Source organism: Bacillus sp. WC2503 (genome assembly GCF_052682895.1).
Genome location: NZ_JBQYMD010000001.1, coordinates 4,627,989 through 4,642,500 on the forward strand (window position 1 = coordinate 4,627,989; position 14,512 = coordinate 4,642,500).

The window sequence follows — 14,512 nt, forward strand, 5'->3', positions numbered from 1 at the left end:
ACATATTCCACCACCTTTTAGGCCTATTGACTATTCTACATAAAATGTTTCCTATGAAACATTTACGTTTTCATTTATATAATTTAATCTTACGTCTAATAAGATTTATTTTTCAATAGGTAATTTATTGGGTGTTCCCGGTTTGCGTGGATATTTCTTTGGTGTCTTGCGCTTTTTCTCGATTAATAAAATATTACGTTCACTTTCTTCAAACGGTAATTGGAACGTAGACATCTCTTTTAACTCTCCGCCAAGCACCTCTAAAGCATACTTGCCATTTTCAATTTCTTCGTTTGCTGCTGCACCCTTCATCGCAATGAATGTTCCTCCGACTTTTACAAGTGGTAAACATAGCTCACTTAATACAGAAAGACGCGCAACTGCACGTGCCATTACAATATCATACGATTCACGTACACCTTCTTTTTTCCCAAATGTTTCAGCACGATCGTGACAAAATGCAACGTCACTTAATTCTAGCTTTTGTGCTAAATGATTTAAGAAATTAATACGTTTTTGCAATGAGTCTACAATTGTTACTTTTAAGTGCGGGAAACAGATTTTTAAAGGAATACTTGGGAATCCAGCCCCTGCACCAACATCACAAATTGAGAATGGTTTTGAAAAATCATAATAAAAAGCAGCTGTAATAGAATCAAAAAAGTGTTTTAAGTATACTTCTTCTTTTTCCGTAATAGCCGTTAAGTTCATTTTTTCATTCCACTCTACTAATGTTTCAAAGTAGATTTTGAACTGCTCTAACTGCCTAGAAGAGAGGGTAATACCCTTCTCTTCTAGCATAGATTGAAATTGTTCTATGTTCATCTAGCGATAGCTCCTTACTATTTATTGGTTCGATACGCGCGCAATTTTTCCTTGTTCAATATACACAAGTAAAATGGAAATATCTGCTGGATTTACGCCGGAAATACGTGAAGCCTGCCCCATTGAAAGTGGACGAACATCTTTCAATTTCTGTCTAGCTTCTGAAGCAAGGCTAGAAATTGCATCATAATCAATATCCACAGGGATTTTTTTATTTTCCATTTTCTTCATACGCTCTACTTGCTGTAATGATTTTTCAATATATCCTTCGTACTTAGTCTGAATTTCAACTTGTTCCGTAACTTCATCACTTAATTCTACTTCGCTTGGTACTAAAAGATGAATATGCTCATATGTCATCTCTGGACGACGTAATAAGTCACTTGCACGTATTCCGTCTTTCAATTCACTTCCACCAATGCTACGAATTAATTCTTGAACTTCAGGACGTGGTTTAATAATAATGCTACCTAAACGTTCCTTTTCCTGTTCAATTTGTAACTTTTTATTTGTAAATCGCTCATAGCGCTCTTCTTTAATTAATCCGATTTCACGACCAACTTCAGTTAAACGAAGATCCGCATTATCGTGGCGTAATAATAGACGGTACTCTGCACGAGATGTTAATAAACGATATGGTTCATTTGTACCTTTCGTTACAAGATCATCAATTAAGACACCAATATAAGCATCCTCGCGCCCTAAAATAACTTCTTTTTTACCTAAAGATCGACATGCCGCATTAATTCCAGCCATAAGCCCTTGTCCTGCCGCTTCTTCGTAACCAGAAGTTCCGTTAATTTGTCCTGCTGTATATAAATTTTTAATGTTTTTCGTTTCAAGTGTTGGCCATAATTGCGTTGGCACAATTGCATCATACTCAATTGCATAACCTGTACGCATCATTTCGACATTTTCCAGCCCCGGGATTGTTCTAAGCATGTCACGCTGTACATCTTCTGGTAAGCTTGTAGATAGACCTTGTACGTATACTTCTTGCGTATTGCGTCCCTCTGGCTCTAAGAAAATTTGATGACGTGGTTTATCATTAAATCTTACTACTTTATCTTCAATAGAAGGACAGTATCTAGGTCCTGTTCCTTTAATCATACCAGAATACATAGCTGAACGATGTAAATTTTCATCTATTAAACGATGTGTTTCCGTACTTGTATATGTCAACCAACATGGAATTTGATCCATAATAAATTTCGTCGTTTCAAAAGAGAACGCACGTGGTTTATCATCACCCGGTTGAATTTCTGTTTTACTGTAGTCAATTGTATTGCTGTTTACACGAGGAGGTGTACCTGTTTTAAATCTAACAAGATCAAATCCAAGCTCCTCTAAATGCTCAGATAATGTAATAGATGGTTGCTGATTATTTGGACCGCTCGAATATTTTAAATCACCCATAATAATCTCACCACGTAAAAATGTTCCAGTTGTAATTACGACTGTTTTTGCTGTATATTCAGCACCCGCTTGCGTAATTACCCCTTTACATACGCCATCTTCAACGATTAAACGCTCTACCATTCCTTGGAACAAAGTTAAATTTGGTGTTTCTTCAATTGTTTTCTTTAATTCATGTTGGTAAGAGAACTTATCTGCTTGTGCTCGAAGTGCACGTACAGCTGGTCCTTTACCTGTATTTAACATACGCATTTGAATATGCGTTTTATCAATATTGCGTCCCATTTCTCCGCCTAATGCATCAATTTCACGAACAACAATCCCTTTTGCTGGTCCACCAACAGAAGGGTTACATGGCATAAACGCTACCATATCTAAATTAATTGTTAACATTAATGTTTTGGAGCCCATTCGTGCTGCCGCAAGACCAGCTTCACATCCTGCATGACCTGCACCGATTACTATAACATCGTATGAACCGGCATTGTATCCCATTATTTATTCCTCCTAATAATCTCTATCTTTCTGAAACATCGCCATATTATTTTCCTAAACAAAATTGAGAGAACAACTGGTCAATTAAGCTTTCATGGACAGTATCACCAGTAATTTCACCAAGTATTTCCCACGTTCTCGTTAAATCAATTTGTACCATATCAATCGGAACACCATTTTCTATTGCCTCAATTGCATCTCCAATTGTCTTTTCTGCTTGTGTTAATAGTCCGATATGCCTTGCGTTAGAAACATATGTCATATCTGCAGAATCAATTGTTCCTTCAAAGAATAGCTCAGCTATCGCCTGTTCAAGCTCATCTATTCCTTGCTCCTCGATTAAGGATGTTGTAATAACACGATTTCCCGCAGCCAATTCTGCAACACGTTCCATATCAATTCCTTGCGGTAAATCCGTCTTATTCACAATAACAATGAAATCTTTTCCTTGTACCGCACGGAATAAATCTTCATCTTCATTTGTTAAAGCCTCACTATAATTTACGACAATTAACACTAAATCTGCTTGGCTCATCATTTCTTTTGAACGTTCTACCCCAATTCGTTCAACAACATCTTCCGTTTCACGAATCCCGGCTGTGTCTATAAGTTTAAGTGGTACACCACGCACATTAACGTACTCTTCAATAACATCACGAGTTGTTCCTGCAATATCAGTTACAATTGCCTTTTTCTCTTGAACGAGACTATTTAATAGCGATGACTTCCCAACGTTAGGTCTACCGATGATTGCAGTAGCAATACCTTCACGTAAAATCTTCCCTTGCTTCGATGTTTCTAATATTTTTGCAATTTCAGCACGAACATGTGTCGCTTTCTCAATTAAAATATTATGTGTCATCTCTTCCACATCATCATATTCTGGGTAATCTATGTTTACCTCAACATGAGCTAGCGTTTCTAATATGTCCTGACGCAGGCGGCCAATTAATTTAGATAATCGCCCCTCCATTTGATTAATCGCTACGTTCATTGCACGATCTGTTTTTGCACGGATTAAGTCCATGACAGCTTCTGCTTGTGATAAATCAATACGACCATTTAAAAAAGCACGTTTTGTAAATTCACCAGGCTCTGCTAATCGTACTCCTTGCGCTAAAATAAGCTGCAATACTTTATTTACCGAAACAAGTCCACCGTGGCAGTTAATTTCTACTATATTTTCGCGTGTAAAAGTTCTTGGTGCACGCATAATAGACACCATAACTTCTTCAATAACTTGATTTGTATCTAAATCAACAATATGACCATAATGAATTGTGTGAGAAGGAACCTCTGTTAAGTCCTTCCCTTTAAAAATACGATTAACTTTTTCAACCGCATCATCCCCACTTACTCGAACAATGGCAATTGCGCCCTCTCCAAGCGCTGTGGAAATCGCAGCAATTGTATCAAATTCCATGTCCTTTCACCTCACTTGCTTATTTATCTCTATTTCAACACGATTATTTTCTTCACTAAATTATTAGAATACCATAACGAACCTATCTACAAAAGAATAATAACTCATTTTATTATGTCCTCATGTAAAAAACACTAAACTTATTCACAGTGGATAAGTTTAGTGTTTTTAGTTATCCACATCTGTTTTCCCCTCAAAAAAACCGGCACTCATTTGAGTAACCGGTCATTTGGAAGATATTACAACATGCCGATGTGGTTCATTTCCTTCAGAAGTTGTATTGATATCTTGATGATTAGATAATGCTTGATGGATAATTTTTCGTTCAAAAGATGGCATCGGCTCTAAAACAACTCTTTTTTTCGTTTTAGACACTTGTTTTGCTAATCGATAAGAAAGCGATTCTAACGTACTTTTTCTTTTACTACGATAATTTTCAGCATCTAGTGTGATACCAATATACTGTTTCGTATGGCGATTCGCGACAAGTTTTGTCAAATACTGTAAAGAGTTCAACGTATTACCTCTTTTTCCAATTAAAACACCTACATTATCACCAGAAATTGTAAATTCAACTTCGCGTCCCTTTACAATTTTACTAATCTCGACTTCCACACCCATGTTGCGAATAACATTTTTTAAATACTCTTCACATTCTTGAATGGGATCTTTCTTCAATACAACTTCTACTACTGCAGGACGATTCCCAAATAAGCCTAGGAATCCCCTTTTACCCTCATCGATAATATTTATATCAACTTGATCTTTTGAAGTGTTTAATTGCCTTAAAGCATCTTCTACTGCCAGCTCGACTGTTTGTCCTTTAGCAGTAATTACACTCACTTACCTGCTCCTCCAGCCTTACTAGCCTTAATTTCTGGCCCTTTGATAAAGTACATTTGAGCGATACCAAAGATATTACCAACAACCCAGTAAAGTGATAATGCCGCTGGGAAGTTAATTGCAAAGATTAAAATCATAATCGGCATAAGCCAAATCATCATTGCCATTTGTGGATTTTGACCAGCAGTTCCTGCCATTGCAAGCTTTTGCTGAATAAATGTCGTAATCGCTGCAACAACCGGTAAGATATAGTAAGGGTCTGCCTGTCCTAAATCAAACCATAAAAATGTATGTTTACTAATTTCTGATGTTCTCATAATCGCATGATAAAATGCGAATAAAATAGGCATCTGAACAAATATTGGTAAACAACCGGCTAATGGATTTATACCATTTTTTTGATATAACTGCATCATTTCTTGTTGTAATTTTTGCTGTGTTGCTTGATCTTTAGAGCTATGTTTTTCTTTTAACTTCACCATTTCTGGTTGTAATGCTTGCATTGCTTTCGTACTCTTCGTTTGTTTGATCATTAGTGGTAATAATGCAAAACGAATGATAAGAGTTGTAACGACGATTGCTAAACCATAATTCTTACCGAATAATTCAGCAAAATACGTAATTAACTGAGATAGTGGATATACAAAATATTCATTCCAAATCCCAGTGCTTTTCGGTGTAATTGGCTGATTTACTTCACTACAGCCAGCAGTAATTGCCATTAACGCAACAACCATGGCTAGTAAACCTAATTTCTTTTTCAAAGCCTACTCCTCCTTGTATCGGTATGTATATAGTGTAATTCATTTCCTTACGCTACTTTTTTATTTTTTTCATACCAGAGCGTTTAAAGACATGAATTAAGCTTTTCTTTACTTCTTCATATGTCATCTCTGCACAAGGCTTCCTTGCTATTATAACAAAATCTTTTCCAGAATCTATCTCATCTTTCAATTCTGTAATGGACTGACGGATCATACGCTTAATTCGATTACGAACTACTGCGTTTCCTATCTTCTTGCTAACAGAAAGACCGATGCGAAAATTTGGCTGTTCTTCTTTATTTAGTTGGTATACAACAAACTGACGGTTCGCATTTGATTTTCCTTTTTGAAAAACCTCCTGGAATTCATCATTCTTCTTTATACGATTTTTTTTCTTCATATCAATTGACACTCCTGTATTTCATCAGCGGAAATTCACTATTATTAGAAAAAAAGACCACTGAACGATCAGTGGTCTACGCAGATAATACTTTTCTTCCTTTACGACGACGAGCTGCTAGCACTTTACGTCCGTTCGCTGTGCTCATACGGCTGCGGAAACCATGTACTTTGCTGCGCTTACGTTTATTTGGTTGGTAAGTTCTTTTCATTATATGACACCTCCCTGAGGAATATCTGTTAAAGACAGTCTTATAAATTATAGTTAATCAACTAGGAAAATGTCAATGGTTCTCGAAATTTTCATCAAATATTCATTTTGAACCTGTTCACATTCTTTTTCACAGTTCTTATATTTCCTTGTGGATAAATGTTTTTTTATGTTTTTTATATCCACAAACTTTTTTCTTACTTTTACACAGTATATCGTATTGTGGACAAGTTTATTCCACAAGGTATTGATTTTGTGGATAACTTTCTTAATTTCATTGCTATAGCTACTTTTTTTTGATATTATAGTTGTGTTTTCACTTTGAATAAGTTTCCCACATGTTTATTTTATCCACAATTTGTGTATAACATGTGGACAGTTTTAATCACATGTGGGTAAATAGTTGTCCACATTTGCTTTTTTTGTCGAAAACCCTATCTCATATACAAACGACGTTTTTAGGTTTTAAAAGACGTTTCGTATAAATATACATTCACTATTTATTGGGTTGTACATTTGTTGCGCAACCTTATTCTTTTACCATCTTAGTAAAGGAGGGACACCTTTGGAAAACATCTCTGATTTATGGAATAGTGCCTTAAAAGAACTTGAAAAAAAGGTCAGTAAACCTAGTTATGAAACGTGGTTGAAGTCAACAACAGCACATAACTTAAAGAAAGACGTATTAACGATTACAGCTCCAAATGAATTTGCTCGTGATTGGCTAGAATCTCATTACTCAGAACTCATTTCGGAAACACTTTATGATTTAACAGGGGCAAAATTGGCTATTCGCTTTATTATTCCCCAAAGTCAAGCTGAAGAGGATATCGATCTTCCTCCTATAAAAAAAAATCGAGCACAAGATGATTCTACTCATTTACCACAGAGCATGTTAAATCCAAAATATACATTTGATACATTTGTTATTGGCTCTGGTAACCGTTTTGCCCATGCTGCTTCATTAGCTGTAGCTGAGGCTCCAGCTAAAGCATATAATCCTCTCTTTATTTACGGGGGCGTTGGGCTTGGAAAGACGCATTTAATGCATGCGATCGGTCATTATGTAATTGAACACAATCCAAACGCGAAAGTTGTATATTTATCATCCGAAAAATTTACAAATGAATTCATTAACTCTATTCGTGATAATAAAGCAGTCGATTTTCGTAATAAATATCGCAATGTAGATGTTTTATTGATAGATGATATTCAATTTCTTGCTGGAAAAGAACAAACTCAAGAAGAGTTTTTCCATACATTTAATGCATTACACGAAGAAAGCAAACAAATTGTAATTTCAAGTGATCGGCCACCAAAAGAAATTCCAACTTTAGAAGATCGTCTTCGTTCTCGCTTTGAATGGGGACTCATTACGGACATTACGCCACCAGATTTAGAGACGCGAATTGCGATTTTACGTAAAAAAGCAAAAGCTGAAGGACTTGATATACCAAACGAGGTTATGCTGTATATCGCAAATCAAATCGATTCAAACATTCGTGAATTAGAAGGTGCGCTCATCCGAGTTGTAGCTTATTCATCTTTAATTAACAAAGATATTAATGCTGATTTAGCAGCTGAAGCACTTAAAGATATTATTCCAAATTCTAAACCAAAAATTATTTCTATTTATGATATCCAAAAAGCTGTCGGGGGCGTTTACCAAGTAAAATTAGAAGATTTTAAAGCGAAAAAGCGTACAAAATCAGTTGCGTTTCCTCGTCAAATTGCAATGTATTTATCACGCGAACTTACAGATTCCTCTTTACCTAAAATAGGTGAAGAATTTGGTGGACGTGACCATACAACCGTTATCCATGCCCATGAAAAAATTTCTAAGCTACTAAAAACGGATACGCAATTGCAAAAACAAGTCGAAGAAATTAATGATATTTTAAAGTAGTAGCTGAATAGTGTGAATAACTCTCCTTGTTTTACGCACAGTCTATCCACATGTAGATAGACTGTTTTTACATCTTTCAACGGGGTTATCCACATATCCACAAGCCCTATTACTATTACTACTATTTTTTATCTTTATTAATTAAATAAAATCTTATACTTACCGGAGGTTTTTCTTTATGCGTTTTACAATACAAAAAGACTATCTTGTAAGAAGTGTACAGGATGTAATGAAGGCTGTTTCTTCTCGTACAACAATTCCAATTCTTACAGGAATTAAAGTTGTCGCTACTGAAGAAGGGGTTACATTAACAGGAAGCGATGCAAACATCTCTATTGAATCCTTTATTCCCGTCGAAGAGGACGGAAAAGAGATTGTAGAAATAGGACAATCAGGAAGTATTGTTTTACAAGCAAAATATTTTAGTGAGATCGTAAAAAAACTACCGAAAGACACTGTCGAAATTTCTGTGGAAAATCATTTTATGACAAAAATAAAATCTGGAAAATCAGAGTTTAACTTAAATGGTTTAGATTCTGCTGAATATCCATTATTACCACAGATTGAAGAACATCATGTTTTTAAGATTCCAACAGACTTACTTAAACATATGATTAGACAAACTGTATTTGCAGTTTCTACTTCGGAAACAAGACCGATCTTGACAGGTGTAAACTGGAAGGTATATAACAGCGAATTAATTTGTATTGCAACAGATAGTCACAGACTAGCACTTCGAAAAGCAAAAATCGAAGGATATAATATTGCAGATGCGTTTCAAGCAAATGTTGTAATTCCAGGTAAGAGCCTAAATGAATTAAGTAAAATTCTAGATGAGTCGGAAGAAATGGTAGATATCGTTATTACGGAGTATCAAGTATTATTCCGTACAAAACATTTATTATTCTTCTCAAGATTGTTAGAAGGAAATTATCCTGATACAACACGTCTAATTCCAGCAGAGAGTAAGACGGATATTTTTGTGAATACAAAAGAATTTCTACAGGCTATTGATCGTGCTTCACTATTAGCAAGGGACGGCCGCAATAATGTTGTAAAATTATCAACGTTAGAACAAAAAATGTTGGAAATCTCTTCTAATTCTCCGGAAATCGGAAAAGTAGTGGAAGAAGTTCAATGTGAAAACGTAGATGGAGAAGAATTAAAAATATCTTTTAGTGCAAAATATATGATGGATGCATTAAAAGCTTTAGATAGTACAGAGATTAAGATTAGCTTTACTGGGGCAATGAGACCATTCTTAATTCGTACAGTAAATGATGATTCAATTACTCAATTAATTTTACCAGTTCGTACTTACTAGATAGAAAATAAGGGTTGCTAGTTTAAAGATGCTAGTAGCCCTTATTTGATTTTGGGGTATTACTTTCCTAATGCTAGTTTATTTAGTACAATGAAAGAATGAACACTTTGAGAAAGTGAGCGATTTTATGAAACGTATTAAAATTTCAACAGAGTATATTACACTAGGACAATTTTTAAAGTTAGCTGATGTAATCGATACAGGTGGCGCTGTAAAATGGTTTTTACAAGAATATGAAGTGTACGTGAATCAAGAACTTGAAAACAGAAGAGGTCGCAAGTTATATGCGAACGATATTATTGAAATTCCGGGTAGCGGAACTTTCCAAGTTCAGGCATAAAGGGGGAGCCCTTTGTTTATTTCAGAAATACAATTAAAAAACTATCGCAATTATGAAAAATTAGAGCTTTCCTTTGAAGATAAAGTGAATGTAATTATCGGCGAAAATGCGCAAGGGAAAACAAATTTGATGGAAGCTATTTATGTGTTAGCGATGGCGAAATCTCATAGAACCTCCAATGACCGCGAGCTTATCCGTTGGGATGAAGATTTCGGTCAAATTAAAGGGAAATTACAAAAGAGAAATAGTTCTTTGTCTTTAGAATTAAATATTTCGAAAAAAGGTAAAAAGGCAAAATTAAATCAACTTGAACAACAAAAGTTGAGTCAATATATTGGCGAAATGAATGTTGTCATGTTTGCCCCAGAAGATTTAAATCTTGTAAAAGGAAGCCCTCAAGTAAGAAGACGCTTTTTAGATATGGAATTAGGACAAATAGCTCCTGTTTATTTGTATGAATTAAGTCAATATCAAAAAGTGCTCACGCAACGAAACCACTTGCTAAAAAAAATGCAAGGGAATAGTAAAAATGAGGAAACGATGTTGGATGTATTTACACTGCAACTGATTGAACACGGTGCAAAAATATTGCAAAAGCGTTTTGATTTTTTACATTTACTGCAAGAATGGGCAGCCCCAATTCATCGTGGTATAAGCCGTGGATTAGAAGAATTAGAAATTATTTATAAACCAAGTGTAGATGTATCAGAATCAATGGATTTGTCGAAAATAAAAGAAGTATACTATGAAAGTTTTCAATCTGTGAAACAACGTGAAATTTTCCGTGGTACGACTTTAATTGGTCCTCATCGTGATGATTTACAATTCTTCGTTAATAGTAAAAATGTTCAAGTCTTTGGTTCGCAAGGACAACAACGAACGACTGCACTATCCCTAAAATTAGCTGAAATTGAATTGATTTATTCAGAGGTTAAAGAATATCCAATCCTTTTGCTGGATGATGTTTTATCAGAATTAGACGATTATCGTCAATCACATCTGTTAAATACAATTCAAGGAAAGGTGCAAACATTTGTTACAACGACGAGTGTCGACGGAATTGAACACGAAACATTGAAAGATGCGAAAACAATTCATGTAACGAACGGCACGGTAGATTGTGAAATAGATAGGGCATAAACCCCTGTTTAAATGGAAAAGTAGGTGATCTTTGTGTCAATGGAACAAAAACAAATGCAAGAAAATGCATATGATGAAAGTCAGATACAGGTACTTGAAGGACTAGAGGCAGTTCGGAAACGTCCAGGTATGTATATTGGATCTACGAGTGGGAAAGGACTTCACCACCTTGTATGGGAAATTGTTGATAATAGTATCGATGAAGCATTAGCAGGATATTGCGATGAAATTAACGTTAGTATTGAAGAAGATAATAGTATTCTTGTAACGGATAATGGCCGTGGTATCCCAGTTGGTATACAAGAAAAAATGGGACGTCCTGCAGTTGAGGTTATTATGACTGTCCTCCACGCTGGTGGTAAATTTGGCGGTGGCGGTTATAAGGTTTCTGGTGGTTTGCATGGTGTTGGTGCATCTGTTGTAAATGCCTTGTCAACAGAACTAGAAGTATTTGTACATCGTGACGGTAAAATTCATTACCAAAAATACGAAAGAGGTATTCCGGTTGCAGATTTAAAAGTCATCGGTGATACAGATAAAACTGGAACAATAACTCGCTTTAAACCGGATCCAGAAATTTTTAAAGAGACGACAGAATATGAATTTGATACGCTAGCGACTCGTATGCGTGAGTTGGCGTTTTTAAATCGTAATATTAAATTAACAATTGAAGATAAACGTGAACATAAACAAAAGAAAGAGTTCCACTATGAAGGTGGAATTAAATCATATGTTGAACATTTAAATCGTTCAAAACAACCAATTCATGAAGAGCCTGTATATGTAGAGGGTTCAAAAGATGGTATTCAAGTTGAAGTTGCGCTTCAATATAACGAAGGATATACAAATCATATTTACTCATTTACAAATAATATTCATACGTATGAAGGTGGTACACATGAGGTAGGATTTAAAACTGCCCTAACACGTGTGATTAACGATTATGGCCGTAAAAATAACATTTTAAAAGATGCGGATAGTAATTTAACTGGTGAAGATGTTCGTGAAGGTTTAACAGCAATCGTGTCAATTAAACATCCAAATCCACAATTCGAAGGGCAAACGAAGACGAAACTTGGAAATAGTGAAGCGAGAACGATTACGGAGTCAGTATTCTCAGAGGCTTTTGAAAAGTTCTTACTGGAAAATCCCAATGTTGCACGTAAAGTTGTAGATAAAGGAACGATGGCAGCGCGTGCGCGTGTAGCAGCTAAAAAGGCTCGTGAGCTAACTCGCCGAAAGAGTGCTTTAGAAGTTTCAAGTTTACCAGGGAAATTGGCAGACTGTTCTTCTAAAGATCCCGCAATTAGTGAAATTTATATCGTAGAGGGTGACTCTGCGGGTGGATCTGCAAAACAAGGACGCGATCGTCATTTCCAAGCGATTTTACCGCTGAAAGGTAAAATTATTAATGTTGAAAAAGCACGCTTAGATAAAATTTTATCAAATGATGAAGTTCGTACAATTATTACGGCGATCGGTACAAATATCGGTGGAGACTTCGATATTGAAAAAGCACGCTATCATAAAGTTATTATTATGACCGATGCCGATGTTGATGGTGCGCATATTCGTACCCTATTATTAACGTTCTTCTATCGTTATATGCGTCAAATCATTGAGTGTGGCTATATATATATTGCGCAGCCACCTTTGTTTAAAGTACAACAAGGTAAAAAAATTCAATATGCTTATAACGATAAAGAACTTGAAAAGATATTAGCTGAGCTACCAGCCCAGCCGAAACCAGGAATTCAACGTTATAAAGGTCTTGGAGAAATGAATCCAACTCAGCTATGGGAGACGACAATGGATCCAGAAGTACGTTCGTTACTTCAAGTTTCTCTTCAAGATGCAATAGAAGCAGACGAAACGTTTGAAATTTTAATGGGTGATAAAGTGGAACCACGTCGTAACTTTATCCAAGAGAATGCAAAATACGTGAAAAACCTTGATATTTAAATGAGTAATGACAGGAATCTAAGTATTCCTGTCTTCTACATATAAATCAATGTATGTGTAACGGAAATGTAAGAGGAGGTGCTCGTTGATGTCAGACAATCAACAACAAGCACGAATTCGAGAAATTAATATTAGTCATGAAATGCGTACCTCATTTTTAGATTACGCAATGAGTGTTATCGTATCTCGTGCATTACCAGATGTTCGTGATGGATTAAAACCTGTGCATCGTAGGGTTTTATATGCGATGAATGATTTAGGAATTACAGCTGATAAAGCGTATAAGAAATCAGCACGTATTGTTGGTGAAGTAATTGGTAAGTATCACCCCCACGGTGATTCAGCTGTTTATGAAACGATGGTACGTATGGCGCAAGATTTCAGTCAACGTTATATGCTTGTTGATGGGCATGGTAACTTCGGTTCTGTAGATGGAGATTCAGCAGCGGCAATGCGTTATACAGAGGCAAGAATGTCTAAGATTTCTATGGAATTAATACGTGATATTTCAAAAAATACAATTGATTATCAAGATAACTACGATGGTTCGGAAAGAGAGCCGATTGTATTACCAGCGCGTTTCCCTAATTTATTAGTAAACGGTACGACAGGTATTGCTGTTGGTATGGCAACAAATATCCCGCCGCATCAGCTTGGCGAAGTAATTGATGGTGTGCTGGCATTAAGTCATAACCCTGATATTACTATCGCGGAATTGATGGAATATATTCCTGGGCCAGACTTTCCGACGGCAGGTTTAATTTTAGGGCGAAGTGGAATTCGAAGAGCTTACGAAACAGGTCGCGGTTCTATTATGCTTCGTGCTAAGGTTGAAATTGAAGAGAAGTCAAACGGTAAACAATCTATTATCGTAACGGAACTACCTTATCAAGTTAATAAGGCACGATTAATTGAAAAAATCGCAGAATTAGTTCGCGATAAGAAAATTGAAGGTATTACAGATTTACGTGATGAATCAGATCGTAATGGTATGCGTATCGTTATGGAAGTACGTCGTGATGCTAATGCTAATGTACTATTAAATAATTTATATAAACATACAGCGCTTCAAACAAGTTTTGGTATTAATATGTTATCTCTTGTAAATGGAGAGCCTCAAGTACTAAATTTAAAACAAAACTTATATCATTATTTGGAGCACCAGAAGGTAGTAATCCGTAGACGTACTGCTTATGAATTAGAAAAAGCAGAGGCACGTGCTCATATTTTAGAAGGATTACGAATTGCTTTAGATCATCTTGATGAAGTTATTACGTTAATTCGTAGTTCAAAAACGGCAGATATTGCAAAGCAGGGCTTAATGGAACGTTTCGGTTTAAGTGAGAAACAAGCGCAAGCGATTTTAGACATGCGTCTGCAACGCTTAACTGGATTAGAACGTGAAAAAATCGAGCAAGAATATCAAGACTTAATGAAGTTAATTGCTGAATTAAAAGCGATTTT

At 35.7% G+C, this 14,512-nt stretch carries 13 protein-coding genes (1 of these 13 running past the window's edge); 6 read left to right on the top strand and 7 right to left on the bottom strand.

Going from position 1 to position 14,512, the window contains the following annotated elements:
- Positions 1-105 precede the first annotated feature (105 nt).
- The 7 genes from rsmG to rpmH form a co-directional block, all read right to left on the bottom strand.
- Positions 106-825 carry a 16S rRNA (guanine(527)-N(7))-methyltransferase RsmG gene (rsmG, locus tag ACUN26_RS23860; RefSeq protein WP_001019628.1) on the bottom strand — a complete coding sequence of 240 codons (720 nt, stop codon included), beginning with the start codon at positions 823-825 and terminating at the stop codon, positions 106-108.
- A gap of 21 nt (positions 826-846) precedes the next feature.
- Positions 847-2,736 (bottom strand): tRNA uridine-5-carboxymethylaminomethyl(34) synthesis enzyme MnmG, encoded by a 1,890-nt coding sequence (gene mnmG, locus ACUN26_RS23865; protein ID WP_000541048.1) that lies wholly within the window; start codon positions 2,734-2,736, stop codon positions 847-849.
- Between the two features lie 46 nt (positions 2,737-2,782).
- Complete coding sequence (gene mnmE, locus ACUN26_RS23870; protein WP_000393771.1) at positions 2,783-4,159, bottom strand: tRNA uridine-5-carboxymethylaminomethyl(34) synthesis GTPase MnmE; 1,377 nt, start codon at positions 4,157-4,159, stop codon at positions 2,783-2,785.
- 225 nt (positions 4,160-4,384) lie between these two features.
- Positions 4,385-5,002, bottom strand: coding sequence for an RNA-binding cell elongation regulator Jag/EloR (jag, locus tag ACUN26_RS23875; RefSeq protein WP_000111507.1), 618 nt, complete (start codon positions 5,000-5,002; stop codon positions 4,385-4,387).
- The gene (gene spoIIIJ / locus ACUN26_RS23880; protein WP_000727742.1) at positions 4,999-5,766 is read right to left on the bottom strand and encodes a YidC family membrane integrase SpoIIIJ; all 768 of its coding nucleotides are present in this window, start codon (positions 5,764-5,766) and stop codon (positions 4,999-5,001) included. The genes jag and spoIIIJ overlap by 4 nt, the downstream gene beginning before the upstream one ends.
- A gap of 52 nt (positions 5,767-5,818) precedes the next feature.
- Entirely contained in the window at positions 5,819-6,166 is a 348-nt protein-coding gene (gene rnpA, locus ACUN26_RS23885; protein WP_000728890.1) for a ribonuclease P protein component, read from the bottom strand.
- 76 nt (positions 6,167-6,242) lie between these two features.
- Positions 6,243-6,377, bottom strand: a complete 135-nt coding sequence (gene rpmH / locus ACUN26_RS23890) for a 50S ribosomal protein L34 (RefSeq protein ID WP_000831901.1) — start codon at positions 6,375-6,377, stop codon at positions 6,243-6,245.
- A 564-nt stretch (positions 6,378-6,941) separates the two neighbouring features.
- On the opposite strand from rpmH, the gene dnaA reads away from it, so the two are divergent.
- The 6 genes from dnaA to gyrA form a co-directional block, all read left to right on the top strand.
- Positions 6,942-8,282: a chromosomal replication initiator protein DnaA gene (dnaA, locus tag ACUN26_RS23895; RefSeq protein WP_000428014.1), complete on the top strand. Its 1,341-nt coding sequence runs from the start codon at positions 6,942-6,944 to the stop codon at positions 8,280-8,282.
- 178 nt (positions 8,283-8,460) lie between these two features.
- Positions 8,461-9,606: a DNA polymerase III subunit beta gene (gene dnaN / locus ACUN26_RS23900; RefSeq protein WP_001212897.1), complete on the top strand. Its 1,146-nt coding sequence runs from the start codon at positions 8,461-8,463 to the stop codon at positions 9,604-9,606.
- A gap of 127 nt (positions 9,607-9,733) precedes the next feature.
- Entirely contained in the window at positions 9,734-9,946 is a 213-nt protein-coding gene (gene yaaA / locus ACUN26_RS23905) for a S4 domain-containing protein YaaA (protein ID WP_000821369.1), read from the top strand.
- 12 nt (positions 9,947-9,958) lie between these two features.
- On the top strand, positions 9,959-11,086 hold the full coding sequence (gene recF / locus ACUN26_RS23910; protein ID WP_000470741.1) for a DNA replication/repair protein RecF: 1,128 nt from the start codon (positions 9,959-9,961) through the stop codon (positions 11,084-11,086).
- 39 nt (positions 11,087-11,125) lie between these two features.
- Positions 11,126-13,048, top strand: coding sequence for a DNA topoisomerase (ATP-hydrolyzing) subunit B (gene gyrB / locus ACUN26_RS23915; RefSeq protein ID WP_000435980.1), 1,923 nt, complete (start codon positions 11,126-11,128; stop codon positions 13,046-13,048).
- Positions 13,049-13,136: 88 nt separating this feature from the next.
- Positions 13,137-14,512, top strand: the 5' portion of a protein-coding gene (gene gyrA, locus ACUN26_RS23920; protein ID WP_001282862.1) for a DNA gyrase subunit A. The gene runs 1,096 nt beyond the window's last position; only the first 1,376 of its 2,472 coding nucleotides appear in the window; the start codon lies at positions 13,137-13,139; its stop codon lies off the right edge, out of view.

Excerpts from the sequence above, each read along its gene's own strand:
- rsmG (WP_001019628.1), bottom strand. The coding sequence starts at position 825 with ATGAACATAGAACAATTTCAATCTATGCTAGAAGAGAAGGGTATTACC.
- mnmG (WP_000541048.1), bottom strand. The coding sequence starts at position 2,736 with ATGGGATACAATGCCGGTTCATACGATGTTATAGTAATCGGTGCAGGT.
- mnmE (WP_000393771.1), bottom strand. The coding sequence starts at position 4,159 with ATGGAATTTGATACAATTGCTGCGATTTCCACAGCGCTTGGAGAGGGC.
- rnpA (WP_000728890.1), bottom strand. The coding sequence starts at position 6,166 with ATGAAGAAAAAAAATCGTATAAAGAAGAATGATGAATTCCAGGAGGTT.
- rpmH (WP_000831901.1), bottom strand. The coding sequence starts at position 6,377 with ATGAAAAGAACTTACCAACCAAATAAACGTAAGCGCAGCAAAGTACAT.
- dnaN (WP_001212897.1), top strand. The coding sequence starts at position 8,461 with ATGCGTTTTACAATACAAAAAGACTATCTTGTAAGAAGTGTACAGGAT.
- yaaA (WP_000821369.1), top strand. The coding sequence starts at position 9,734 with ATGAAACGTATTAAAATTTCAACAGAGTATATTACACTAGGACAATTT.
- gyrB (WP_000435980.1), top strand. The coding sequence starts at position 11,126 with ATGGAACAAAAACAAATGCAAGAAAATGCATATGATGAAAGTCAGATA.